Origin of the sequence: Acinetobacter portensis (assembly GCF_023158935.1) — a bacterium.
Lineage (GTDB): Bacteria > Pseudomonadota > Gammaproteobacteria > Pseudomonadales > Moraxellaceae > Acinetobacter > Acinetobacter faecalis.
The window spans coordinates 903,782-926,782 of record NZ_CP096120.1 but is presented as its reverse complement, the minus strand read 5'-3'; the positions used below and the strand labels follow the sequence as shown (position 1 = coordinate 926,782).

Below are 23,001 nucleotides of genomic sequence, written 5' to 3'. Positions count from 1 at the left end.
AATTTCTGTACTAAAACTAAGTTTTGAAGAAAATTTTAAGCAGCGAATTTTAAGATTTTCTAGATTCACTCGAACTAGACTCAAGAACCAATTGATTCAAATTATTCTGTAAAGTACGTAAACGATCACTTGCTTCTTCACGTTTTTTTACACCTTCCTTCTGAATTTGAATCACATCATTAACCGTTTTAATGAGGGTATTTTGCACGTGTTCAAGTGTTTCAATATCTATCACTGAACGTTGATTCGCTTTTGCTGTATCTACCGAGTTTTGATGCAATAAATCTGCATTGCGCTTTAACAAATCATTGGTTGCATCATCAATTGTATTTGCCAGTTGAACGCTATTTTTTTGCTCTTGTAAAGAAATAGCCAAACTTATTTGGTTTTTCCAAGCAGGCAAAGTAATATTTTTTATGGCATAAAACTTATCGACTAACATTAAATTGTTCGACTGAATAATACGAATCATCGGCAAAGTTTGCATTGCAGATTGTTGTAAAACTTTTAAATCACTCACACGCTTTTCTAAGTTATTCGCAATATGATTCAAATCGTAGATCTTTTGTGTGGTGGTTTGGTCTGGAGTTTGATTGGTTAAAACAGCAATTTCCTGTTGAAGCTCTTGCTCTTTTAATTTTCCAGCAGCTATATAAATACCAAGCTGTTTATATTCATCTTGCACACCTTCAAACATTTTATCTAAAGTGCTTACACGTGCTTTTAAGCCATTTTGTGAGTTTTCAATCTCTTTCACCAAAACATCAATTTGCTCTTTAGTATTATTAAATTGGTGATCAAAATTTTGCTTAGCACCTTTTAATTTATTAAAAATATTGGATAAAAAACCAGAATCCTTAGACTTATTTAAAATACTCGATGTATTTAATTGCTGTGCAACTTGTACTACTTGATTCAACTTTTGCCCTGTTTCATCTAAGTCTTTATTTTGAACAAGGCTCAACAGTTCATCTGTATAGATTGATGTTTTACTCGCGATATTTTTTCCATATTCAGCAACAGAATTATGACTTAAATCTGAAAGCTCTTTTTGTGCAGCAAGCACTTCATTAAAATCTGATGCTTGTAAGCCAATTTCTTGCAAATTCAATTGCTGAAACTTTTGCTCTACTTGTTCAATCGAAGTTTCTACAACAACATGATTTTCAGAATTTGTCATATTTCACCTATAAGCTTATGAATTAGAGGGCTTCTCTAGTGATTTTTTTAAATTTCTAATCAAAGTTTCACGACTATTATCAAGCTTTTCAAGCTCTACTGTCGAATTACTTTGTCGACTCTGTTTAACATGATATTGCCATGCAGGAATTAAAACTTGTTGCGCTTCTTTAAAACGATCTAACAAGCCAAATGAAAGTTGTTGTGATAATTGCATTTGTGTAATTGCAATATCATTACTGGCTTGCAGTGTATACAAGGTATTAATTTTCTTGGATAATCTTTCAGAAAATTGATCTAAAGGATGAATGTCTTTCACAAAACTTGGATATTCCAAAAGAAACTCTTCCGCAGACACAATATATTGAAACATTTTCGAACGTAAACTAATAAGCTGCTTAAAACGCGCCTGTGATTTTTGGATTTCAATTTGCAATTTTTGGCTTAAATCATCTGCTCGATCTAACAATTCATTTAAGTTTTTATAGTACTCAATTTGGCTTGAACCATATTCAATATCTATTCCTAGCCATTTTTGTACTTTATTAAATTTACGCTTTTTCAAATATTTTTGAGACTTGGCTAACGCTTGAATTAACTGTTCAATTGTTTGGCTTAATTTCAAAGTTAAATAAGGATCTACACCATCTAATAATAAAGCCTGTGCTTGAATAATCGAGTCTGCATAATGATTTAACTTATATTGATCATTTAATAATGGCACTAAATCATCGCGTTTAATCGATAACACTTCATTTCGATCAACGATCATTTCCTTTAACGGAACAAGATGCTCAATTTGTGACATTATTTAAAATGCTCATAAATACATTATTTTATAGTACTGAATCTATCTTATGATTTTGTTGAAGTTTTGCAATTAAAAAGTCTATTTAACTTCATAGTTTTATTACATAAATCATTCACATAAAAAAGCCATGATCTTTCATGGCTAATTAGTTTCAACAACGCATGAATTATAAGTAATTACCTTCACGCTCTGGTTGATAAAGCACTTTCTCAATTTTTACTTTCATAATATGACCATCTGGTTGAGGCCATTCAATTTCTTGCCCCTCAGATAATCCTAAAATTGCAGCGCCTACAGGTGCAACAACATTCACCTGCCCCTTTTCGCCTTTAAAGTCATGTGGGTAAACCAAAGTTACTTCTGAAGATTCTTTAGAAGGAGCAAGTGTAATAAGCACCTTAGCATTCATACTTACAACATTTGTCGGTACATCATTAGGTGCAACAACTTCTGCACGTGCTAATTCATCTTCCAAATGTTTCATAGTTGGAGTTAAAACTGTCTGATGCTCAAGCATTGTTTCTAAACGATGCAAATCTTGTTCTGAAAGAATAATATTTGGTTTTGACATTAAATTTGTTCCTATACTTTTATAAAGCTTAGTTTGCACAGCCAATAAAATTATTTTTATTTCTCATTCTTTTATAACAGAAATAAAAAAGATTAGTTAACTTTTCATTTTTAATAGCTATAAAAAAAGCCCCCTTGAGGGGGCTTTTCTCAAGTAGAACTTATTTAGCGTAAACAGGGAATTTAGCGCAAACAGTTTCAACTTTCGCTTTAACAGCGTTAATAACAGCTTCGTCGCCTTTCGCATCTAAGATGTCAGCGATCCAACCTGCAAGGTCACGTACTTCTGCTTCACCAAAACCACGAGTTGTCACAGCAGGTGTACCAATACGGATACCAGAAGTAACAAACGGAGAACGTGGATCGTTTGGTACAGAGTTTTTGTTCACAGTAATGTGAGCAGCACCTAACCAAGCATCAGCTTCTTTACCTGTAATGTCTTGTTTAATTAAAGACAATAGGAATAAATGGTTTTTAGTACCACCAGAAACAACTTCGTAACCACGTGCAATTAATACTTCAGCCATAGCTTGAGCATTAATAACAACTTGTTGTTGGTAAGCTTTGTATTCAGGAGCCATAGCTTCTTTAAAACAAATAGCTTTAGCAGCAACAGCGTGTACTAATGGACCACCTTGGTTACCTGGGAATACAGCAGACTGTAATTTTTTCTCGATTTCTTCATTTGCTTTTGCAAGGATTAAACCAGAACGTGGACCACGAAGTGTTTTGTGAGTCGTAGTTGTTGTTACGTCAGCAATTTGAACTGGGCTTGGGTAAACGCCAGCAGCAACTAAACCAGCAACGTGAGCCATATCTACAAATAGGTAAGCGCCAACTTTGTCCGCGATATCACGGAAACGCTGCCAATCTACAATTTGGCTGTACGCAGAGAAACCAGCAACGATCATACGTGGCTTGTGTTCTACAGCTAAACGTTCAACTTCTTCGTAATCGATTTCACCAGTTTCTGGGTTTAAACCGTATTGAATAGCGTTGTAAGTTTTACCAGAGAAGCTTACTTTTGCACCGTGAGTCAAGTGACCACCGTGAGCAAGGCTCATACCCAAAACTGTATCGCCTGGGTTAAGAAGTGCTAAGTAAACAGCCGAGTTCGCTTGAGAACCAGCATGTGGTTGAACGTTAGCGTAGTCTGCACCAAAGAGTTCTTTAGCACGGTCAATTGCCAATTGTTCGATTACGTCTACGTATTCACAACCGCCATAGTAGCGTTTGCCTGGGTAGCCTTCTGCATATTTGTTAGTAAGTTTTGATCCTTGAGCTTCCATTACTGCTGGTGAGCAATAGTTTTCTGAAGCAATTAACTCGATGTGCGCTTCTTGGCGAGCATCTTCTTGAGTAATAGCTTTCGCGATTTCTGGATCAAATTCAGCAACTGAGATATTGGCAAACATTAGCGAGGTCCTATTAAATTAGGGCTTTTAAGCCGTGCTAAGATTGGCGCATAGTGTAACATGAAGTTTATAAATTTAGAGAATGAAGTTTGCTCACTTTTACATAAAATTTATGCATGTTTTCAAAAAAAACTCTTTTTTTAGTAAAAACAACTTATTGAAATGATATTGAAGTTTTGAAATATTGATTTAAATCATCAAAGTATAATTTTTCCAAAAATCATCATAATGAACAACTCTTCTCCCCCTCTTTATTCTGTTTAGATATTTATTAATCAATTTGAAATTTGAGGCAAAAGTCAAGTTTAGACCATTCGATCAAACATAAAATTGAAGTCCTTGTTTTCATAAGTTATATTCAAGTTTTTAGCGTTATAGAAAAAATCATGTATGAACTTGTTTTGTTAACACTTGGATTTATATTGGGCTTTTGCATTAAGGCACGTTTAAATAAATCTCACCCCAAACAAAATCATCGTTCATATTACCGACCAATGACTCATCAACAAAAATTACAACTCAAAAGTTACCATCAAACTGATAGCGACAGAATTCGTGAACTAAATCTTTTAAGTGCAAATGAAAGTGTGTTTTTAAGATTACTCAAACAAACATTTATAGATTTTGACATCGCCATTAAACAAAAAAGATTTATTGTTTTAGACAAAGATAAAATGCCCTGCGCTATTTTTGAATATAGAGATGGCACTCAAGCCATTAAATTAGTCGATAGTGAAGATGGTATTCCCTTACATGGCGAATTCAAACATGAGGTGCGACAGTTTCAAAAGCCTTATGATAATCAACAAGCTGAGCAAATTTCTCTAATGGTGTAAGCCAATCTAACGCTTTTCTAGGGCGAGTATTCAGTGACATGGCAACTTGATTTAAATAATGCTGATCTGCCTGGTTTAAATCAATCCCTTTAGGTAAATATTGCCTAATTAAACCATTCATATTTTCGCATGTGCCTTTCTGCCATGGCGAATGTGGGTCACAGAAATATACATCTATGCCTAAATCTTCTTCGAGGATTTTATGTTCTGACATCTCACGTCCACGGTCATAGGTCAATGTTTTACGCAGTTCTGCGGGTAAATATTTCAGAGCTTCAGTTAAAGCCTTGCGCACTGATTCTGCCTTTGCATCAGGTAATGTTGCCAAGATACAGAGCCGTGTATTTCGTTCAATAAGTGTTGCTATCGAACTTTTATTGTCTTTACCTTTAATTAAATCGGCTTCCCAATGACCCGGTATTTTTCTTTCTTGAACTTCGGTTGGGCGCTCATGAATAGTTTTAATATCCTGTAATATAGAATCTTTTTTAGGTTCACCGTTAGCTTTTCGCTTTTTATTTTCATGACGCAGACAGGATAGTAAGTCTTTTTTCAGCTCACCCTTTGGTAATGCTCGTATCGTTGAATAAATCGTTGTATGGCTTACATTCATTGTTTGATCCAAATCAGGAAATCTCTTTAAACGCTTTGCTATTTGCTGAGGAGACCATAAACAACGGATCGCTTCAACAATAAATTTCCAGAGGATTGAATCGATTTTGAGTTTTCTGTGACCACGTCTACGTCTAGCGAAGGTGTTATCAGAAGCATATTGAGCTTGATAAACGTCATTGATGCTATTTCTTTTAAGCTCACGATAGATCGTACTAGGATGTCTTTTAATGAGTTCAGCAAATTTTCTGGGTGAAAAGCCTTCTTTTCTTGACTCAAGCATTAATGCAGTACGATCTTCAAAGTTAAGATGATGGTATGATAATTTTATATACTCCATAAACCCTTTAAATTAATTAGGTGGTTTATGTCGCACTTCAAGTTTTACTCTGCCCATTTATATAAAGGCTTAATTTCTAGTTCAGAATTAAAAATAGACTATCAAAACATTATTTCTAAATATAAGTAGATTTTCGTTTCTATATCTTTGCATTTAATTGTCACCCATTAAACGATAATGTTAAATTCAACAGAATTACTAATTCTTTTGGAATGCGATATGCAAGCCATTATCCTAGATACAGAAACGCACACATTAAATGGTCAACCTATTGAAATTGCATATGCGCCAATTCACATTGAAAATGGCAAATTAACTTTAGATAAATCGAAATTATTTGATCAGCTTTATTCTGTAGATGAACCTATTTCTTTTGCCGCAATGGCGGTTCATCATATTTTAGAATCCGACTTGGTGAATCAACCACATTACACTACGTTCAAATTACCTGCAGAAACAACTTATATTATTGGCCACAATATTGATTATGACATTCGTGCGCTTGAAAAATGTGGTGTAAATAGCTCGAATATTAAAGCAATTTGTACGCTTGCTCTTGCGCGTAAAGTTTGGCCAGATGCTGAAGCACACAATATTTCTGCACTTATTTATATGATTACCAAAGGCAGCGAAAAAGCCAGAGATATGATTAAAAAAGCGCATCGTGCAGATATGGACATTATTTTAACTGCAAATATTTTAATGCATGTTGTTCATCAATTAAAAATTAATAGCATGGAAGAGTTATTTGAAATTTCTGAAGATGCTCGAATTCCAAGAACAATTAATTTTGGTAAACATCGTGGTACTCAAATTTCTGAATTGCCAGCCGACTATATTCAATGGTTGATGCGCCAAGATGATTTAGATCCATATCTTCGTAAGGCTTTAGAAAATAATGCAATAACAACATTATAATGTTTAACAAATCCTTCATATTAGTGTAATTTTCATTCATTAGCATATGCTTTAATTTATGTGGGGATAAATTAAAGCATGCAACATTTTTCAAAAACAGAATTAGGTCAACAAGTTCTAAAAGACCGCTCAATTCCATTAAATGCAAGACAAAGACAACTTTTATTACTTATTGATACACTCGATTTAGCCGCGGTAAACAGCGAGACAAAAACACGTATAGTTCAACCTGAAATTTTAGATTTTTTATATGAAAAAGGTTTAATTTATAATAAAAATGAACAAGTTTTAAAAACAGAAATCAATCATTCGAATGAAAGCACGATAATAAATGAACCTCATACCGATTCAATAGAAATTAAAAATACAGCAAATGAAATTGATGAAATCTTTTTTAATACTGAAGCCGAAGTAGCATTAAGTTTAGAAGAAGTAAAAGAGCTCATGAAAACAAGCTTACAACAATATTGTGGCTTGCTTGCGAAACCATTAATCACAAAAGTTGAACATGCTTTAAATGTCGATATGTTGCAACAATGCCGTATTCAGTGGATTACACATTTACAAGAGTCAAGAATCCAACCAAATCAACTTAATTTGTACTTACGCCAAATTAATTATTCACTTGTAAAAATTACTAACAAATAATTTAGAGCTTTTAGCTGTAAGCTCATTCATAATTATGATTAACATAGAAGTAAAGCCTCCTCCACTTTACTTCTATCTTACTAATTTTTATAAAAATAATTAAATCACCAATCCATATTAAGTTTTATTTCTATTTTTAATACGACCTTATTTGTATATCACTTTTATGTAGTTTAAGAGATAACTCAGCATATCCTTTGTCTAGATTTAAGTATTATGCTGTATTCATTTGAATTTGATGAATTTGATAATCCAATGCATTTAAGCAAAGTTGGAAATTGGGTATTTACTTTTTTAAGCCCACAAAACCAACTGGATCATATTCAATTAGCAATGACGAATGTTATTCCAAGACAAGCAGTGTCTGAGCTTCAAGCACGTAGATTGGTCATAGAACAATTAGAAAATCAAAATATGTGGAATATTGTGCAACTTGAATGTTTTGATGGTGCAGCTCAACAGGAAATTTTATTAGCATTAAATGATTTAAAAGCAAATCATATTTTCCAAGAGATCATGCGTGAATTTTCAAAATATGACGTAGAAATTAAATTACATTCTCCATCATAAAAAAAGCTCGCATTTCTGCGAGCTCTTGGTTGGAAGGCTAGTGCTGATTTCTTGTTTAAATGATTAAACTCAATGAGCTGTCAGTGATCCGTCCAACTTCTTTGTAGTGTCTACACGACCTACTGTCATTTAAATATAAAACTAGCGAATAGAAACAACAAGATAGAAAAACATTTCTAAACGATAACGCATCTAAATGGCTTTGTTGCACAAACCTAGCATCAAAAGCTTATTCAGCAATATAATTTCAAAATGAATAAGCCTGCCTCTAAAATCTACCGTACAACCAATTGGTCATCCTATAACCGAGCCTTAATTAACCGAGGTAATATTTCCATTTGGTTTGATCCAAAGACTCAGTGGTATGCACAATCACAAGGCAAGCAAGGTCGAAATCAAACCTACTCCGATACAGCGATTCAATGCTGCTTAATGATCAAATTACTATTCCGACTCTCTTTACGTATGGTCACAGGTTTTGTTCAAAGTCTGATTAAACTCTCTGGATTAGATTGGACAGCTCCGGATTATTCCACCCTTTGTCGTAGACAAAAGCATATTGATATTGCGATTAGCTATCAAAAAAGTAGTGATGGACTGCATCTACTCGTAGACTCTACTGGTTTGAAGTTTCTTGGTGAAGGTGAATGGAAACGCAAGAAACATGGGGCTGAATATCGTCGCCAATGGCGTAAGCTTCACATTGCTATAGATGCTAAAACCCTGCAAATACGTGCAGTACAACTCACCACAAATAATGTCAGTGATTCTCAAGTACTCGAAGATTTACTTGCTCAAATTCCCTTGGATGAACCAATTGATTCTGTTTATACAGATGGTGCTTATGACACAAAGCACTGCCGACAAGTCATTTTAGATCGAGATGCACATGCGATCATTCCACCTAGAAAGAATGCAAAGCCTTGGAAGGATCAGCAAGCGAGGTCTATAGAGCGGAACGAATTATTAAAGACAGTCAAACGGCTAGGCAGATCGCTTTGGAAAAAGTGGTCTGGTTATCACCGTCGAAGTTTGGTTGAAACCAAGATGCATTGCATCAAATTATTAGGCGATAAATTAACAGCGCGGAGTTTTCCAAGTCAGGTGAATGAGATCCATGCACGCATGGCAGTCTTGAATAAATTCACAGAATTAGGTCGCCCTCATACCCAAGTTGTCTCTTAAATTTGAGTAGCTTAAGGGAACTCAGTCTTTCAAACCTTTATGCAACAAAGCCCATCTAAATATCTATTGAGTTTTTCTAAAATAGGTTCAGAATATTATGCTTATTATTTAAACAAAAATAATTTTTCTTATCTTTTAAATACTTTGTTTTTAATTCTGTCCATATTTGTTCTAAAATCTGCAAACTTTCCTTAGGTATTTAAAACTACCTACCCTTGTTTGGAAAACATAATGATTGTGCAATATATTCTCAGTGACCTTTATCGATATTGTGGTAATACATCACTTAAATCTTTTATTAAAAATTACTTCTTTAATAGAGGCTTTAATTTTAGTTTTTGGTTGCGTATTGCAAGTTCAAAATCAATCATTGGTAAACTAGCTTATCCAATTTTTTATTATAAAAAGAAAAAATATAGTATCGATATTCACTGTAATACCAAAATTGGTTTTGGTTTATATATTGGGCACGGCGGACCTTTAGTTGTTAATCCAACTACAATTATTGGCAACAATGTAAATTTATCTCAATTTACAACCATTGGTGCTAATGGTGGAAAACAAGCCGCTATTATTGGCGATAATGTTTATATTGGTCCAAATGTCTGCATTATTGATCATGTAAAAATTGGTGATAATGCAACAATTGGTGCAGGAAGCGTTGTAACGAAAGATATTCCTGAAAATGCAACTGCTGTTGGTAATTATGCCAAAGTCATTAATTACAATAATGCAGGTCAATCGGTAAATAGACGTTGGATTATTCAATAATATTTTCAATTAAAAAACCGCCACTTAGGCGGTTTTTCAAAGTACTAAATTAGAATGCGAAACGAACACCAAAGCCGTAAGAAACGCCATGTAAATCTGATGTGCTTGATTTATCATCAGCAACTTTCACACCGTTTTCATACGCTTTTAAGTTTTGATTAAATGACCATTTGTAACCTAATGTCGCATAAGCACCAAAGTTAGGCGTAAACATATAACCTGTTTCAACAGTTACAGGAATATAAAGATAATCACCATCTAATTTATAAGTATCTGTTCCATCAACTTCTGTTACCTTTAAATTTGCATAACCTAAACCTGTTGCACCTTGTACATAAACATTGTTTTGATTATAGAATTTATACTGAACACCCGCCGCAAATTGATCAAAATCTGCATCACCATCTTCTTGGTTTTCGTATTCTGCCCAAATACCAAAATTACTAAAATCGTATGCAGCACCAATTTCAAAACCATTTAAACGTGCATAAGCGTTCGAATCAATTTTATTGCCTGCATAACCTAATTTTACTGAAAATTTATTTTGGTCTTGGTTAGATGCATCAGATACATAGTTTGGCGATGTACCTAGCGTTGCAGGTGTACTATTTTGAATAGTTAAAGGTTGATCTGCCAATGTAGCTGCTGAAACTAAACTTACCACCCCTGCTAAAACTAGCTTTTTCATATTATTAAACTCTTTGTAAATATTAAAATGAATGCGAATAATATATTTTTATCTAATTATAATAAATACTTATTTTTACTAATTGACAAAAACCACATTCCACATTTACTTTTAATTTTTTAGATGTTCCTTATATAAAAAACTCCCTTAACAGGAAGTTTTTTAGTATGAATATAAGATAAAAATTAATTCAATTATTCACTTACATTTAAGCTAATAATTGTTCTATAAACATCTGCTATTGGTTTAACTTTTTCTTCTGTATCCGGTGAACTAACTGTCACAACATAAGCGCCAGTTTCAGAGAAATTTAAAATAACTTTACCCTTATTATTTGAAATAGTTTTCATCACTACATCTTTTTCGCCCAAACCTATATGTTGCTTTTCCACTTCTACATTAAAGTTCTTAGCTACTCTTCCCTTAACAGCAAGATCAATCATTAAAGGCTGATTTTTCTTTAATTCATTTGGATGAACTGAATATTCTAAGGTTAAATTTGCTTCAGAATTTTTAACTAATTTTGAGCTTTTCCCTTTTGAAAAATAAGTAATTACATCATCAAAACGCTTAACTGATACTTGTGGAGTTTTTTCATTAACTTCTAATTCTGAAATAAAATCACGTTCAGACAACGGCTTCAACTTTGTATCTTTCGTGTCTAAAACACGCAACCATCTTTGATCTAAATTTGCATATTTAATATCTGCTTTACGCTGACCAATCACTTGATATGTACCCTCTTGTGAGGTTTCCACATCTGCAACACTAACTGCTTTTGTATTGGTTAAAGGTAATGCCTTTTTCTCTCCATTTGGATTAAATAAGCTGAATTCAAAACCTCGAATTGCCACTTCAGAATCAAATGGTAATTCTGCAAAGCCTGCGAATACAGCAGTATGACCACCTGCAACAATAAAATTACTTGGTGCCACAAATGGAGCATGAGAAAAACTATTTACAGATACCAAGCTCACGACCAATGCTAATAATGCTTTTTTCATTTTTAAATCCTTTTCTACAATAAAATAAAAACATCTCAGAATTTAAAAACTAAGATGTTTTTATCTAAATATTTATTTGCTAATTGATTGATTAACTTGCTTTGCAAATTTTGTAATATCGCTCGCCTCAAGCGCCACTTTACCTTTTGCAATGACTTTGAATTGTTGTGCAGCAAGTTCTTGCATTTGTGTTTTTCCAGTTTCTATATTTTTATCAAAACGTTGCATAAATTCATTTACATATTCATGTTCTGTCACAACATAATCACCAGATGTATCTGTTGCAAAAAATTGTTGATCCCGAGCTGTTAAATAATCACCCAATGTTACATAGTTTTTGTCTTTTCCATATTGCTGAATAAACTCATTTCCGTTACTTGCCATAGGCAGTGAAATAGGAAGCTTTATACGGAATCCATCATGCGTACCTTTATTTGCTGAATTAAGTTTTGCATCCTCAGCATTCACAATTCCGTCTTTATTTTCATCAAATTCATCAAATGTTTTTACACCTGTTTCTTGAAACTCTTTTAAGGTTAATTTTTGATCTCTATTTTTATCCAAAATGCCATAACGCACATAAGCTTGCTTTAAAGACATTTCACGACGTTGTTTTAATACTGGTTCTAAGCGTGATTGCTCATATTGAACAAATTGATCAATATTCGCTTTCTTATTTTCCTTAAACAAATTTGCATAATCTTGTTCATATTGTTGAACAATGCTCTTTGTATTTTTCTCTGGATGATAAAGTAAATACAAAGCATAAGCCTGCTGATATGTACTGTCTTTATTCAATTTTTCAGCTGAGAAAACCGATACAGATGCACAAATTAATGAAAGGCTTAACGCAATTTTAGTGAGTTTTTTCATAAATATTTCTCTACAAATAGATGTCTAAATAGATGCTTTTATTACTATGCTTCTTTATTAAAATTTAAATTCAACGCTCGCAACAACATTACGCCCAGGCGCAGCAGCACGATCAATTAATGTTTGCTGATCTGTTGCCTTCAAAGTACCAACAGCCGAGTAGTCCCAGTAGGTTTTATCAAAAATGTTATTCAAAGCAACATTCAATTTTGTCGCTTTATTAATATTCCAATATGCGGATAAATCCCAAACGGTATAGCCATTAACCTTTTTATATTTAGTTTCTTCTGAGTTGGCTTGAAGTGAACTTACATCTCTACCTGCTGTTTTTGAACCAACTGCTGTTGTTGTTAAACCAAAACCATAAATTTTATTCGGATCATCATATGCAAAAGTAAAGCTACCTTTTTCAGGCTGAACCGAATTCATTCCAGTTTTATTGCCATTATTGTCTTTAGCATGCCCCTTCGTTTTTCCAGCAACTAATGCCAAACTATATCCATGCGCTTGATCAATAAAATGACCTAAATCTACATGAGCATTAAACTCAGCTCCCCAAATTGCGGCATCAGCAATATTTTCAGCACGGTACACTAAAAAATAGCCTGGAATTTTATCTTCATGATTGTAGTAATCAATAAAATCACTATATTTTGTGTAGAACGTTGTCAGACCAAACTTCAAACCATCAATCGCGTCATTTTTAAGACCAAGCTCAAAAGTATCACTGGTTTCTTTTTTAAGGTCAGAATTACCCATCACTAAATATGTAGCGCCATTGGATGTTTCATAAGATCCCCCCATCTCCATGGGTGATGGAATTCGAGCACCATGCGCATATTTTAAATATGTAAAATTCCCTGGTGTCATTTGGTAGCTTGCAGTCAAACCAGGTGCAACATAAGTAAAATCACGATCATGAATATTTGAACCAGATTTTTCAGGGCGATACTGTTGATGTTCAACACGTAAAGATGGTGTAACCGATAAAGCTTTTCCTTTTGGTTCGAAATCAAATTGATCAGATAAATACAAAGCATAACGATCTAATGTAGATGCTGTTAAATATGTGCCTGAAAAAGGTGGTTTCATTCCATTACTACGAATTTCATAACGATCACTGTCATATTCTTTACGTTCAAAGTTTAATCCATATCTTAATTTTTGATTTGCTACGGCTTTTTTAGCATCGAACTTTAATCCAAAACTTGTCTGATCATAACTATTCCAAAAATCTCGAATATAGGTTGCAGTGTTGTAAATTGTTTGTGCTCTATTTTCTGACTTTTGATACCATGCTTTGGTTTTTAATTCATCAAACATGACAAATTCAGATGGTGAATAAATATCTTCTACAGAAAATGTTGTGCGTTCTATTTTTTGATTTTGTACAGCATCATCTGTTTTAAACATGCTTGATGCACTTGCATCTATGCCAAATGTTTTGACAGTTTTTCTATAAATATCAAGACTTGTATTTAATTGATGTTGATCATTTAAATTCCAACTTAAACTTGCTAAAGCCGCATCTAAGTTCCAATTTGCATCGAACGCTTTTGTCTTTGAGTTTCCATCTATTTCATGACCTTCTCTATGAGCATAAGCCACTAAAGCTTTAACTTTTTCATTACCAACAGCGCCTGTAACAGAAGTTAGCCATGCATCATCTGCTGAGCTATAACCAGCTTTCGCTGCACCATAAAAATTTTCTCCATTCTGTAAATAATCATTGGGAGATTTATTTTTAAATGAAACACGCCCGCCAATACCATCACTAGATGCATCAACTGTACCCGATGCAATATCAACTGACTGCAACATTTCTGGTTCTATATAATCTCGCCCCGCACCACGCTTACTCATGCTTGCAGCAGGAATATATGGACTTATGGCAGCTTCAGCTACATCTATACCATCAATATCTAAACCAATTCTATTTGCATCTAAACCACGAATATTAATACTACTTGTACCAGGGCTATCCATGTAACTACCACCTCCATAAACTGAAAATGGTGCTTTTACTAATGGAAGATATTTAACAACATCTGCCATATTTTGTACGCCTGTTTGCTCTAAACTTTCTTTATTTATGGATGTTAAGGAACTCGCTTGCTTTTCATGTTCTGCATAAACAGTAATAGCAGGTAAAGATACTTTACTCTCCTTACCTTTTGCATGAATTTGCGTAGCAAACCCACCTCCCATAATGACTGATAAGCAAATTGTTAAATATCTTTGTTTTAATAGAAATTTTTGTGTATTCATTTGAATGAATCCATTTTATAAATGATGTTCTTCATCATTAATTGATTACTTTTAATTACTTAAAGCCATATTTAAGATTAATACAACCCATAAATGATAATCATAATCATTTATTCTATTATTTACAACAATCCCTTTAAATAAGTCTTCTATTTTTAATAATATGATTTGCTATTTTAAGTTAAATTAAAATTTTTTATATGTTATGTATCAATGATTTAAAAATAAAATTTAACTAAAGGATTGTTAAATAATAAAGAGGAATTTCTACACATTTCGGCGCTAGATAATAGGAAAATACCACCTATAATCTAAATAATGAGTAGATATAAATTAAGTATTAGAGGCTACTTTAGAAGAAAGGGCGAATTCAAACATGAGGTGCGACAGTTTCAAAAGCCTTATGATAATCAACAAGCTGAGCAAATTTCTCTAATGGTGTAAGCCAATCTAACGCTTTTCTAGGGCGAGTATTCAGTGACATGGCAACTTGATTTAAATAATGCTGATCTGCCTGGTTTAAATCAATCCCTTTAGGTAAATATTGCCTAATTAAACCATTCATATTTTCGCATGTGCCTTTCTGCCATGGCGAATGTGGGTCACAGAAATATACATCTATGCCTAAATCTTCTTCGAGGATTTTATGTTCTGACATCTCACGTCCACGGTCATAGGTCAATGTTTTACGCAGTTCTGCGGGTAAATATTTCAGAGCTTCAGTTAAAGCCTTGCGCACTGATTCTGCCTTTGCATCAGGTAATGTTGCCAAGATACAGAGCCGTGTATTTCGTTCAATAAGTGTTGCTATCGAACTTTTATTGTCTTTACCTTTAATTAAATCGGCTTCCCAATGACCCGGTATTTTTCTTTCTTGAACTTCGGTTGGGCGCTCATGAATAGTTTTAATATCCTGTAATATAGAATCTTTTTTAGGTTCACCGTTAGCTTTTCGCTTTTTATTTTCATGACGCAGACAGGATAGTAAGTCTTTTTTCAGCTCACCCTTTGGTAATGCTCGTATCGTTGAATAAATCGTTGTATGGCTTACATTCATTGTTTGATCCAAATCAGGAAATCTCTTTAAACGCTTTGCTATTTGCTGAGGAGACCATAAACAACGGATCGCTTCAACAATAAATTTCCAGAGGATTGAATCGATTTTGAGTTTTCTGTGACCACGTCTACGTCTAGCGAAGGTGTTATCAGAAGCATATTGAGCTTGATAAACGTCATTGATGCTATTTCTTTTAAGCTCACGATAGATCGTACTAGGATGTCTTTTAATGAGTTCAGCAAATTTTCTGGGTGAAAAGCCTTCTTTTCTTGACTCAAGCATTAATGCAGTACGATCTTCAAAGTTAAGATGATGGTATGACAATTTTATATACTCCATAAACCCTTTAAATTAATTAGGTGGTTTATGTCGCACTTCAAGTTTTACTCTGCCAAGGGTTTTAAGCTTATTAAAAATAATCATTAATTTTTTATTTTAATAAAAATGGTGCGCTCAGCGGGACTCGAACCCACGCCACAGGCTTCGGAGACCTGTACTCTATCCAGTTGAGCTATGAGCGCGCGACGCACATCATAACAAAAAAAACTAAAAGATAAAGCAACTATATAGATAGCCTCTATTTTAGTGCTTACTGTTTATACAATGTTCACATAATACAACGCAGTATTTCATTCATCGTCTTGGTTTCTGAGTCAAGATCACTCACAATATGCTTAATATTGAACAAGTGAGAAATACATGTCCGATGCATTAGTGCTCAAAGATTTGTCTAAAACCTATAAAAATGGGTTTCAGGCATTAAAAGGCGTAAATTTAACTGTACCCGAAGGTGAGTTTTATGCACTTTTAGGTCCAAATGGTGCAGGTAAATCAACCACTATTAGCATTATTAGTTCTTTGACCAAGAAAACTTCGGGCACAGTAGAAATCTTTGGCAATAACTTAGACACACATCCATCTCAAGCAAAACAATGCTTAGGAATTGTGCCTCAAGAATTTAACTTTGGTCATTTTGAAAAAACCTTTGATATTTTAGTAACTCAAGCAGGCTATTACGGTATTCCTAAAAAGCTTGCAGAACAGCGTGCTGAAGAATATTTAGAAAAATTAGGTCTATGGGATAAACGTGCAGTTCAAGCACGTATGCTTTCAGGCGGTATGAAACGTCGTTTAATGATTGCTCGCGCCATGATGCATAACCCTAAACTCCTTATTTTAGATGAACCTACTGCTGGTGTAGATATTGAGTTAAGACGTTCCATGTGGGATTTCCTCACAGAAATGAATGAAAAAGGCACATCTATTATTTTAACGACACACTATTTAGAAGAAGCTGAAATGTTGTGTCGTCAAATTGCAATTATTGACCGCGGTGTGATTAAAGAAGATACCTCTATGAAAAACTTCTTGAATCAACTTAATGAAGAGTCATTCATTTTCGATTTAGCACAACCTATTCAAGCACCGTCTTTAGAAATTATTGGCGTTCAGTTTAATTTAATTGATCCTTTAACACTTGAAGTCACTATGGATAAAGCTCATAGCCTAAATGAACTCTTCCAATTATTAGAAGCTCAAGGCATCCAAGTCCGTAGTATGCGTAATAAATCGAACCGTCTTGAAGAGTTATTTGTCAAAATGGTTGAAAAAAATCTTGATGGAGCAGCGCAATAATGAATTTTTCTCAACTTCGCGTTGCGCTCTACACACTTGTTCATAAAGAAATTCGACGCTTTATGCGTATTTGGCCGCAAACTTTGCTACCACCTGCAATTACCATGAGCCTTTATTTCGTTATTTTTGGGAACTTAGTCGGTTCACGAATTGGGCAAATGGGTGGCTTTAGCTACATGCAATTTATTGTGCCTGGTTTAATTATGATGGCAGTCATCACCAATAGTTATTCCAACGTATCTTCAAGTTTCTTTAGTGCTAAATTTCAAAAAAGTATTGAAGAACTCATTATGAGTCCTGTGCCATTACATGCCATTTTATGGGGCTATGTATTAGGCGGTGTATGCCGTGGTGTGCTTGTTGGTATTATTGTGACGGCAATGAGCCTATTTTTCACAGACCTTTATATTACCAATTGGTTTGTGACAATTTATACTGTACTTATCACATCATTTTTATTTTCATTGGGCGGCTTTATTAACGCTGTTTATGCTAAATCTTTTGATGATATTTCAATTATTCCAACCTTCGTACTTACACCACTCACCTACTTAGGCGGTGTATTTTACGCGATTTCGGCACTTAGCCCATTTTGGCAAAATTTATCTTTAATTAACCCTATTGTTTATATGGTCAATGCATTCCGCTACGGCATTTTAGGTCATAGCGATGTTAATGTTGGACTATCTTTAGCGGTAATTACTTTATTCTGTGCAGTGCTATATGGCATTGCATACTATTTACTTTCTCGTGGTTCAGGAATGCGTGAATAATGAGCGTAGAAAAATCTTTATTGGGTAAAGACACCAATTACCCAACAGAATATCAACCCGATATTTTATTCCCTATCTCTCGTGAACAAGCACGCGAGTCTTATAGCCATATCAATCATATTCGTCAGGGTAAAGATTGGTGGCATGTGTTTGAAATTTCATGGCTCAATGCACATGGAATTCCACAAGTGGCAATTGGTCGTTTAACACTTCCCGCTTCTTCACCTAATTTAATCGAATCGAAATCTTTAAAGCTTTACTTTAATAGTATGAACTTTACTAAATTCGATTCGAAAGAAGCATTTATTGCTACGGTAGAAAAAGACTTATCTGCTGCTGCAGAAGCTGAAGTCACAATCGACCTATTTGATGCCAATGATTTAGACATTGCACAGCCTGAAGGTATTTGTATTGATAACCTTCTACCTGAGCGCTTGGAAAATCATCCAGATTCATCTTTATTAAAACTTGATGATTCAAATGAAGATGTCGAAGTTCAACTCTACTCACATTTATTAAGAAGTAACTGCCCAGTCACTGGACAACCCGATTGGGGTACTGTATTTATACGTTTCAAGGGTAAAAAGCCGTGTTATAGAAGTCTCTTGGCTTATATCATTTCATATCGCCAACATAATGGTTTCCACGAGCAATGTGTGGAACAAATGTTTGCCGATATTTGGCAAAATCTTAGCCCTGAAAAGTTAATGGTTTATGCAACATATACACGCCGTGGTGGTTTAGATATTAATCCATGCCGTGTATCTGACTTAACATGGATGCCTCGCCCAATTCGGTTGGCGCGACAATAAAATAAACAACATTGAGGTTGAACAACTATGCCATTTTTTGGATTTATTCCATCTAAGGAACTTTTAGACAGCATTCAAACCGCTCAGCAAAAGAAAAACTCAAGTGAGCCACTTTATCCACTGCGTGATAAAACGGCTTTACTCATTAATGATGAAATTATTGATGCGATTTTGACTGAGCTTGTTCGTCGTTTTCCACAAAGCGATAAACGTGATACTGCTGAAAAATTGGCTGGTTATGTAAAATCTACAGTTGCAGTTTTATTGAAACAGCTCATGAGCAAAGCTTCTAATGACGTGGTTAAGCAATCTATTGAATTTTCAAACAGTAGCTTATTTAAAGATGCCGATGGAAATTTACGTGTTGGTGAACACTTAGATGCAAGTTTAATTACAAACTTAAAAACTACATTTGCTGAAATTAAAGCAGGAAATGATGTGAACAAAGCCGCTTTAGCAGAATTGTACAAGCAATTTACTGAAGCGACTGTTCGCCATTTTATGACTGATTTTAATAAGACCTTAGATTTGGGCATGATTAAACGTAAAGCTGCTGATATTGGGGCTTCTGCCGTAACCAAAGCTGTGCATATTGCAACGGATAAAATCTTCTTAAACTTAAATAAAGACGAATTGCGTATTCTTGCCGAATATCACGACACTTTATTTCATCCTTAATCTAAATTTTTTCAAAATATTTAAAAAGCCTAATATCACTTAGGCTTTTTTTGTATCAATATCTGTAGATTCATTATTAATCAGACTTTTCATGTGATAGCATCCAAAGAATTATAATTAATCCTATATTTAGTTTATGTCTTCAGACATTCAATATAAATTTTTGCGCTATTCGCCACGTAATGGATTAGGCAAGTCAAATAAGATATCTACTTTTCAGCGTTTCCATTTAGATCCATGGTTATGCTTGTATATTTTGCTGACCGCATTATTAGGATTTATTACTTTATACAGCGCCTCTGGTCAAAATATCTTAATGCTGTATAAGCAAATGATGAGCTTTGGAATAGGCTGCATCGTCATGTTTTCCCTTGCTCAAATTCAACCTAAAGTTTATGAAACATTCACCCCTTTCTTTTATGTATTAGGCTTAGTTGCCTTATCTTTAGTTTTTGTTATTGGTGAGGTTCGCATGGGCGCACAGCGCTGGATAGACATTCCAGGCTTTGGAAGTGTTCAACCTAGCGAATTTATGAAAATTGCAATGCCTATGATGGCTGCATGGTTCATTTCAAGACGAGGATTACCTCCTTCTTTTTTACGTATTATTTTTACATTAATACTTATTGTTTTACCTTTTCTCATGATTGCCAAACAACCTGACTTAGGTACATCAGCCTTAGTTTTAGCAAGCGGTATGTTTGTATTGTTTCTCAGTGGGTTATCTTGGCGCTTAATTGTATTTGCAGGAACGGCTGTTGCTGTGGTTGTGCCTTTTTTGTGGGAATTCTTATTACACGATTATCAAAAAAAACGTGTCATGACTTTATTTAACCCTGAAGCGGATGCATTAGGTTCTGGTTGGAATATTATTCAATCAAAAATTGCAATTGGTTCTGGTGGATTTTCAGGTAAAGGGTTTTTATCGGGCACACAATCTCATCTACATTACTTACCCGAAGGACATACCGACTTTATTATTGCTGCATTCTCAGAAGAGTTTGGTTTTATTGGTATAATTATTTTAATGCTACTTTATTTTGCAATTATCATTAGAACCATGCAAATTAGTATGTATTCTTTAGATAATTACGGAAAACTGCTCTCAGGTGGCTTAGGACTCGCCTTTTTTGTCTATGTTTTTGTCAATGCAGGCATGGTTAGCGGTATATTACCTGTTACAGGTATTCCCTTACCATTTATGAGTTACGGTGGTACGGCAATTATTACGCTAATGGCATCTTTTGGCATCGTCATGTCAATTTATACACACAGATAATACGTTTGGAACTTAGTATTTATGTTTACTTTAAAATTCTATAAAAAAATAAAACATTTACCATTAATACTTGGCGTACTTTCTTCAGCCAGTTTTAGCCATGCCAATGACTTTAAATCTTCTATCGACTACCAAAACTTCAAACAAAAGACCATGCAGACTTATGGGCTAACTGAAGTTCAAGTAGATTGGGCAATGGATGGTGCAAAAAACCTACCTAATATTATTAATATTATGAACCGCCCAGGTGAAAGCAAACCTTGGTATGCATACAAAACTAACTTTTTGTCTGAAGGCACTATTAAACGTGGTGTAACATTTAAAAACCAATATGCAGATACCTTAAATAGAGCTGAACAACAATTTGGTGTACCTCAATCTGTCATTTTAGGTATTTTAGGTGTTGAAACAGGTTACGGCTCTAACAAAGGTTCTTTTGTTACCCGTGATGCTTTAGCCACTTTAGGTTTTGGGTATGAGCGTCGTGCGCAATATTTCAAAGATGAATTAGCAGCACTTATTGCATGGTCATATAAAGATGGTGTGGCAGCAAATTCAATTGTTGGATCTTATGCCGGAGCTGTTGGCTATCCTCAATTTATGCCAAGTAACATTCCAAGATTTGGCGTAGATTATGACAATAACGGTCATGTCGACCTAAGAAATTCTGCTGTAGATGCAATTGGTTCAATTGCAAATTATCTTGCACAAAATGGATGGCAACGTGATCAGCCTATTGCATTTCAAGCTCGTTATACAGGTAATAAGCCAGATTCCATTATTACTAAAGACTTAACACAACCCATTCCTTATGGTGTATTAAAAACTCAAGGTATTACACCACTAAACCCTTTAGTTAAAATTGATGATCTAGATTTGGTAAATGTCATTCAACTTCAAGAAAGTTATGGACCAATTTATTACATTACATATCCAAATTTCCAAGTCATCACTACATATAATAGAAGCCGTATGTATGCGACTGCACTGTGGTTATTAGGGACAGAAGTAGCTAGTCGTTAAACTAAAAATTTCCAACATATTTAGAATGTCTAGTAATTTATTATACTCATTGATTAATTTTTAACCATATTATATACTATGTTACATATTTGTATGTTTTTTAATCAAACAAACACACTTTTTGAGACTTTTTACAATTTTTATGTATTCAGACTAGACACATTTGTACATGGATGAATATTATCCTACTCATCAAATGTAGTTGCAAAAGTGAAAAAATTGGCATCATTTCTGCATTTTCAGCGAATTAAATTGTTGAAATAACTTAGAAAATGCCTAGGAGTTTAATCAATAATGCATTCTTCGCTGAAATATATACTTACTGCCACGACAGTCTTATTTACATTAAGTCAGTCTCAAGCAGAAATGGTGCAGTCATCATCATTTATCAATGATTCTGAAAATTCGGGTTTAGCTGCGCGCGTTCTAAATAAAGACGCTCAAAACTTTAATACTCACCTTTCAAATCTTAATAGCCTTTCAATCACTGAGCGTTCTGCCGACAAAATTCGTCGTCAAACAATTGCTGCGAAAATTGAAATTCCAGCAGAAGAGCCTTCTGTGATTGAAAAGTTAAACACTGTAGCATCAAATACAGTTCGTAAATTCAGTCAAACTGGTGTTGCTTCTTGGTATGGTCGTCAATTCCACGGTCGTAAAACAGCAAGTGGCGAAACTTTTGACATGAATGCTATGACAGCGGCTCATCGTACACTGCCGTTAAACTGCTACATTCGTGTAACAAATAACGCAACAGGTAAAAGTGTTGTTGTAAAAGTAAATGATCGTGGTCCTTTCCATGGTAACCGTGTTCTAGATTTATCTTACGGTGCTGCGAAGCAACTTGGCTTTACAAATGCTGGTCAAACTAAAGTAAGCATTGAGCGTGTTGCAGGTCCTAACTCTTAATTTTTACCTCTTACTACATTTGATTAAAAAGCCACGAAAAACGTGGCTTTTTTTATTCATACAATATTTAAGTATTTCCCTTGCACCATTTCCCCCTCAAAAATAATCATAGATGCTCGAAATTCGAATATTTTTTTATTTTTGCTA

Annotated in this window: 23 protein-coding genes and 1 tRNA gene; 13 read left to right on the top strand and 11 right to left on the bottom strand. The window is 34.3% G+C overall.

Annotation, left to right across the window (positions count from 1 at the left end; all coding sequences use genetic code 11):
- Positions 1–49: 49 nt before the first annotated feature.
- The 4 genes from MZO21_RS04695 to glyA all read right to left on the bottom strand — a co-directional run bounded on the left by MZO21_RS04695 (position 50) and on the right by glyA (position 3,975).
- A complete protein-coding gene (locus tag MZO21_RS04695) occupies positions 50–1,180 on the bottom strand; it encodes a toxic anion resistance protein (RefSeq protein ID WP_248102815.1) in 1,131 nt (376 codons plus the stop codon).
- A 15-nt stretch (positions 1,181–1,195) separates the two neighbouring features.
- The gene (locus tag MZO21_RS04690; RefSeq protein ID WP_248102818.1) at positions 1,196–1,987 is read right to left on the bottom strand and encodes a tellurium resistance protein; all 792 of its coding nucleotides are present in this window, start codon (positions 1,985–1,987) and stop codon (positions 1,196–1,198) included.
- 169 nt (positions 1,988–2,156) lie between these two features.
- A complete protein-coding gene (gene rnk / locus MZO21_RS04685; protein WP_248102821.1) occupies positions 2,157–2,561 on the bottom strand; it encodes a nucleoside diphosphate kinase regulator in 405 nt (134 codons plus the stop codon).
- A 160-nt stretch (positions 2,562–2,721) separates the two neighbouring features.
- On the bottom strand, positions 2,722–3,975 hold the full coding sequence (gene glyA, locus MZO21_RS04680) for a serine hydroxymethyltransferase (protein WP_154772446.1): 1,254 nt from the start codon (positions 3,973–3,975) through the stop codon (positions 2,722–2,724).
- Between the two features lie 386 nt (positions 3,976–4,361).
- Here glyA and MZO21_RS04675 point away from each other — a divergent pair, with 386 nt between their 5' ends.
- Positions 4,362–4,811 (top strand): hypothetical protein, encoded by a 450-nt coding sequence (locus tag MZO21_RS04675; RefSeq protein ID WP_248102824.1) that lies wholly within the window; start codon positions 4,362–4,364, stop codon positions 4,809–4,811.
- On the opposite strand, the gene MZO21_RS04670 is transcribed toward MZO21_RS04675, so the two are convergent.
- Positions 4,738–5,763, bottom strand: coding sequence for an IS30-like element ISAba125 family transposase (locus tag MZO21_RS04670; RefSeq protein ID WP_080591907.1), 1,026 nt, complete (start codon positions 5,761–5,763; stop codon positions 4,738–4,740). The genes MZO21_RS04675 and MZO21_RS04670 overlap by 74 nt on opposite strands.
- Before the next feature lie 219 nt (positions 5,764–5,982).
- Here MZO21_RS04670 and MZO21_RS04665 point away from each other — a divergent pair, with 219 nt between their 5' ends.
- From MZO21_RS04665 to MZO21_RS04645, 5 genes are all read left to right on the top strand, one after another.
- The gene (locus MZO21_RS04665; RefSeq protein ID WP_154772448.1) at positions 5,983–6,681 is read left to right on the top strand and encodes an exonuclease domain-containing protein; all 699 of its coding nucleotides are present in this window, start codon (positions 5,983–5,985) and stop codon (positions 6,679–6,681) included.
- Positions 6,682–6,759: 78 nt separating this feature from the next.
- Positions 6,760–7,329, top strand: coding sequence for a hypothetical protein (locus MZO21_RS04660; RefSeq protein ID WP_154772449.1), 570 nt, complete (start codon positions 6,760–6,762; stop codon positions 7,327–7,329).
- Positions 7,330–7,545: 216 nt separating this feature from the next.
- Complete coding sequence (locus MZO21_RS04655; protein ID WP_248104101.1) at positions 7,546–7,899, top strand: hypothetical protein; 354 nt, start codon at positions 7,546–7,548, stop codon at positions 7,897–7,899.
- 252 nt (positions 7,900–8,151) lie between these two features.
- Positions 8,152–9,084, top strand: coding sequence for an IS5 family transposase (locus MZO21_RS04650; protein ID WP_005103080.1), 933 nt, complete (start codon positions 8,152–8,154; stop codon positions 9,082–9,084).
- 231 nt (positions 9,085–9,315) lie between these two features.
- Positions 9,316–9,855 carry a serine O-acetyltransferase gene (locus MZO21_RS04645; RefSeq protein WP_248104099.1) on the top strand — a complete coding sequence of 180 codons (540 nt, stop codon included), beginning with the start codon at positions 9,316–9,318 and terminating at the stop codon, positions 9,853–9,855.
- 49 nt (positions 9,856–9,904) lie between these two features.
- Here the strand turns inward: MZO21_RS04645 and MZO21_RS04640 are convergent, their stop codons facing one another.
- From MZO21_RS04640 to MZO21_RS04615, 6 genes are all read right to left on the bottom strand, one after another.
- A complete protein-coding gene (locus MZO21_RS04640) occupies positions 9,905–10,543 on the bottom strand; it encodes a hypothetical protein (protein WP_154772452.1) in 639 nt (212 codons plus the stop codon).
- Positions 10,544–10,737: 194 nt separating this feature from the next.
- Complete coding sequence (locus MZO21_RS04635) at positions 10,738–11,547, bottom strand: DUF4198 domain-containing protein (protein WP_248104097.1); 810 nt, start codon at positions 11,545–11,547, stop codon at positions 10,738–10,740.
- Positions 11,548–11,619: 72 nt separating this feature from the next.
- Positions 11,620–12,420, bottom strand: a complete 801-nt coding sequence (locus MZO21_RS04630) for a hypothetical protein (RefSeq protein WP_248104095.1) — start codon at positions 12,418–12,420, stop codon at positions 11,620–11,622.
- A 57-nt stretch (positions 12,421–12,477) separates the two neighbouring features.
- Complete coding sequence (locus MZO21_RS04625) at positions 12,478–14,688, bottom strand: TonB-dependent hemoglobin/transferrin/lactoferrin family receptor (protein WP_154772455.1); 2,211 nt, start codon at positions 14,686–14,688, stop codon at positions 12,478–12,480.
- 370 nt (positions 14,689–15,058) lie between these two features.
- Positions 15,059–16,084, bottom strand: coding sequence for an IS30-like element ISAba125 family transposase (locus MZO21_RS04620; protein ID WP_080591907.1), 1,026 nt, complete (start codon positions 16,082–16,084; stop codon positions 15,059–15,061).
- A 106-nt stretch (positions 16,085–16,190) separates the two neighbouring features.
- A tRNA-Arg gene (locus tag MZO21_RS04615) sits at positions 16,191–16,266 on the bottom strand.
- Positions 16,267–16,444: 178 nt separating this feature from the next.
- Here MZO21_RS04615 and MZO21_RS04610 point away from each other — a divergent pair.
- From MZO21_RS04610 to MZO21_RS04580, 7 genes are all read left to right on the top strand, one after another.
- Complete coding sequence (locus MZO21_RS04610) at positions 16,445–17,380, top strand: ABC transporter ATP-binding protein (protein ID WP_154772456.1); 936 nt, start codon at positions 16,445–16,447, stop codon at positions 17,378–17,380.
- The gene (locus MZO21_RS04605; RefSeq protein ID WP_154772457.1) at positions 17,380–18,153 is read left to right on the top strand and encodes an ABC transporter permease; all 774 of its coding nucleotides are present in this window, start codon (positions 17,380–17,382) and stop codon (positions 18,151–18,153) included. The genes MZO21_RS04610 and MZO21_RS04605 overlap by 1 nt, the downstream gene beginning before the upstream one ends.
- Complete coding sequence (gene queF / locus MZO21_RS04600; protein ID WP_154772458.1) at positions 18,153–18,965, top strand: NADPH-dependent 7-cyano-7-deazaguanine reductase QueF; 813 nt, start codon at positions 18,153–18,155, stop codon at positions 18,963–18,965. The genes MZO21_RS04605 and queF overlap by 1 nt, the downstream gene beginning before the upstream one ends.
- A 27-nt stretch (positions 18,966–18,992) precedes the next feature.
- A complete protein-coding gene (locus MZO21_RS04595) occupies positions 18,993–19,643 on the top strand; it encodes a hypothetical protein (protein ID WP_154772459.1) in 651 nt (216 codons plus the stop codon).
- A gap of 136 nt (positions 19,644–19,779) precedes the next feature.
- Positions 19,780–20,922 carry a rod shape-determining protein RodA gene (gene rodA / locus MZO21_RS04590; RefSeq protein ID WP_248103761.1) on the top strand — a complete coding sequence of 381 codons (1,143 nt, stop codon included), beginning with the start codon at positions 19,780–19,782 and terminating at the stop codon, positions 20,920–20,922.
- A 21-nt stretch (positions 20,923–20,943) separates the two neighbouring features.
- Positions 20,944–21,945: a lytic murein transglycosylase B gene (gene mltB, locus MZO21_RS04585; RefSeq protein WP_154772461.1), complete on the top strand. Its 1,002-nt coding sequence runs from the start codon at positions 20,944–20,946 to the stop codon at positions 21,943–21,945.
- 294 nt (positions 21,946–22,239) lie between these two features.
- Positions 22,240–22,854 carry a septal ring lytic transglycosylase RlpA family protein gene (locus MZO21_RS04580; RefSeq protein ID WP_154772462.1) on the top strand — a complete coding sequence of 205 codons (615 nt, stop codon included), beginning with the start codon at positions 22,240–22,242 and terminating at the stop codon, positions 22,852–22,854.
- Positions 22,855–23,001 lie beyond the last annotated feature (147 nt).

Coding starts and splice junctions, on each gene's coding strand:
- MZO21_RS04695 (WP_248102815.1), bottom strand. CDS start 1,180: ATGACAAATTCTGAAAATCATGTTGTTGTAGAAACTTCGATTGAACAA.
- MZO21_RS04690 (WP_248102818.1), bottom strand. CDS start 1,987: ATGTCACAAATTGAGCATCTTGTTCCGTTAAAGGAAATGATCGTTGAT.
- rnk (WP_248102821.1), bottom strand. CDS start 2,561: ATGTCAAAACCAAATATTATTCTTTCAGAACAAGATTTGCATCGTTTA.
- glyA (WP_154772446.1), bottom strand. CDS start 3,975: ATGTTTGCCAATATCTCAGTTGCTGAATTTGATCCAGAAATCGCGAAA.
- MZO21_RS04675 (WP_248102824.1), top strand. CDS start 4,362: ATGTATGAACTTGTTTTGTTAACACTTGGATTTATATTGGGCTTTTGC.
- MZO21_RS04670 (WP_080591907.1), bottom strand. CDS start 5,763: ATGGAGTATATAAAATTATCATACCATCATCTTAACTTTGAAGATCGT.
- MZO21_RS04665 (WP_154772448.1), top strand. CDS start 5,983: ATGCAAGCCATTATCCTAGATACAGAAACGCACACATTAAATGGTCAA.
- MZO21_RS04660 (WP_154772449.1), top strand. CDS start 6,760: ATGCAACATTTTTCAAAAACAGAATTAGGTCAACAAGTTCTAAAAGAC.
- MZO21_RS04655 (WP_248104101.1), top strand. CDS start 7,546: ATGCTGTATTCATTTGAATTTGATGAATTTGATAATCCAATGCATTTA.
- MZO21_RS04650 (WP_005103080.1), top strand. CDS start 8,152: ATGAATAAGCCTGCCTCTAAAATCTACCGTACAACCAATTGGTCATCC.
- MZO21_RS04645 (WP_248104099.1), top strand. CDS start 9,316: ATGATTGTGCAATATATTCTCAGTGACCTTTATCGATATTGTGGTAAT.
- MZO21_RS04640 (WP_154772452.1), bottom strand. CDS start 10,543: ATGAAAAAGCTAGTTTTAGCAGGGGTGGTAAGTTTAGTTTCAGCAGCT.
- MZO21_RS04635 (WP_248104097.1), bottom strand. CDS start 11,547: ATGAAAAAAGCATTATTAGCATTGGTCGTGAGCTTGGTATCTGTAAAT.
- MZO21_RS04630 (WP_248104095.1), bottom strand. CDS start 12,420: ATGAAAAAACTCACTAAAATTGCGTTAAGCCTTTCATTAATTTGTGCA.
- MZO21_RS04625 (WP_154772455.1), bottom strand. CDS start 14,688: ATGAATACACAAAAATTTCTATTAAAACAAAGATATTTAACAATTTGC.
- MZO21_RS04620 (WP_080591907.1), bottom strand. CDS start 16,084: ATGGAGTATATAAAATTGTCATACCATCATCTTAACTTTGAAGATCGT.
- MZO21_RS04610 (WP_154772456.1), top strand. CDS start 16,445: ATGTCCGATGCATTAGTGCTCAAAGATTTGTCTAAAACCTATAAAAAT.
- MZO21_RS04605 (WP_154772457.1), top strand. CDS start 17,380: ATGAATTTTTCTCAACTTCGCGTTGCGCTCTACACACTTGTTCATAAA.
- queF (WP_154772458.1), top strand. CDS start 18,153: ATGAGCGTAGAAAAATCTTTATTGGGTAAAGACACCAATTACCCAACA.
- MZO21_RS04595 (WP_154772459.1), top strand. CDS start 18,993: ATGCCATTTTTTGGATTTATTCCATCTAAGGAACTTTTAGACAGCATT.
- rodA (WP_248103761.1), top strand. CDS start 19,780: ATGTCTTCAGACATTCAATATAAATTTTTGCGCTATTCGCCACGTAAT.
- mltB (WP_154772461.1), top strand. CDS start 20,944: ATGTTTACTTTAAAATTCTATAAAAAAATAAAACATTTACCATTAATA.
- MZO21_RS04580 (WP_154772462.1), top strand. CDS start 22,240: ATGCATTCTTCGCTGAAATATATACTTACTGCCACGACAGTCTTATTT.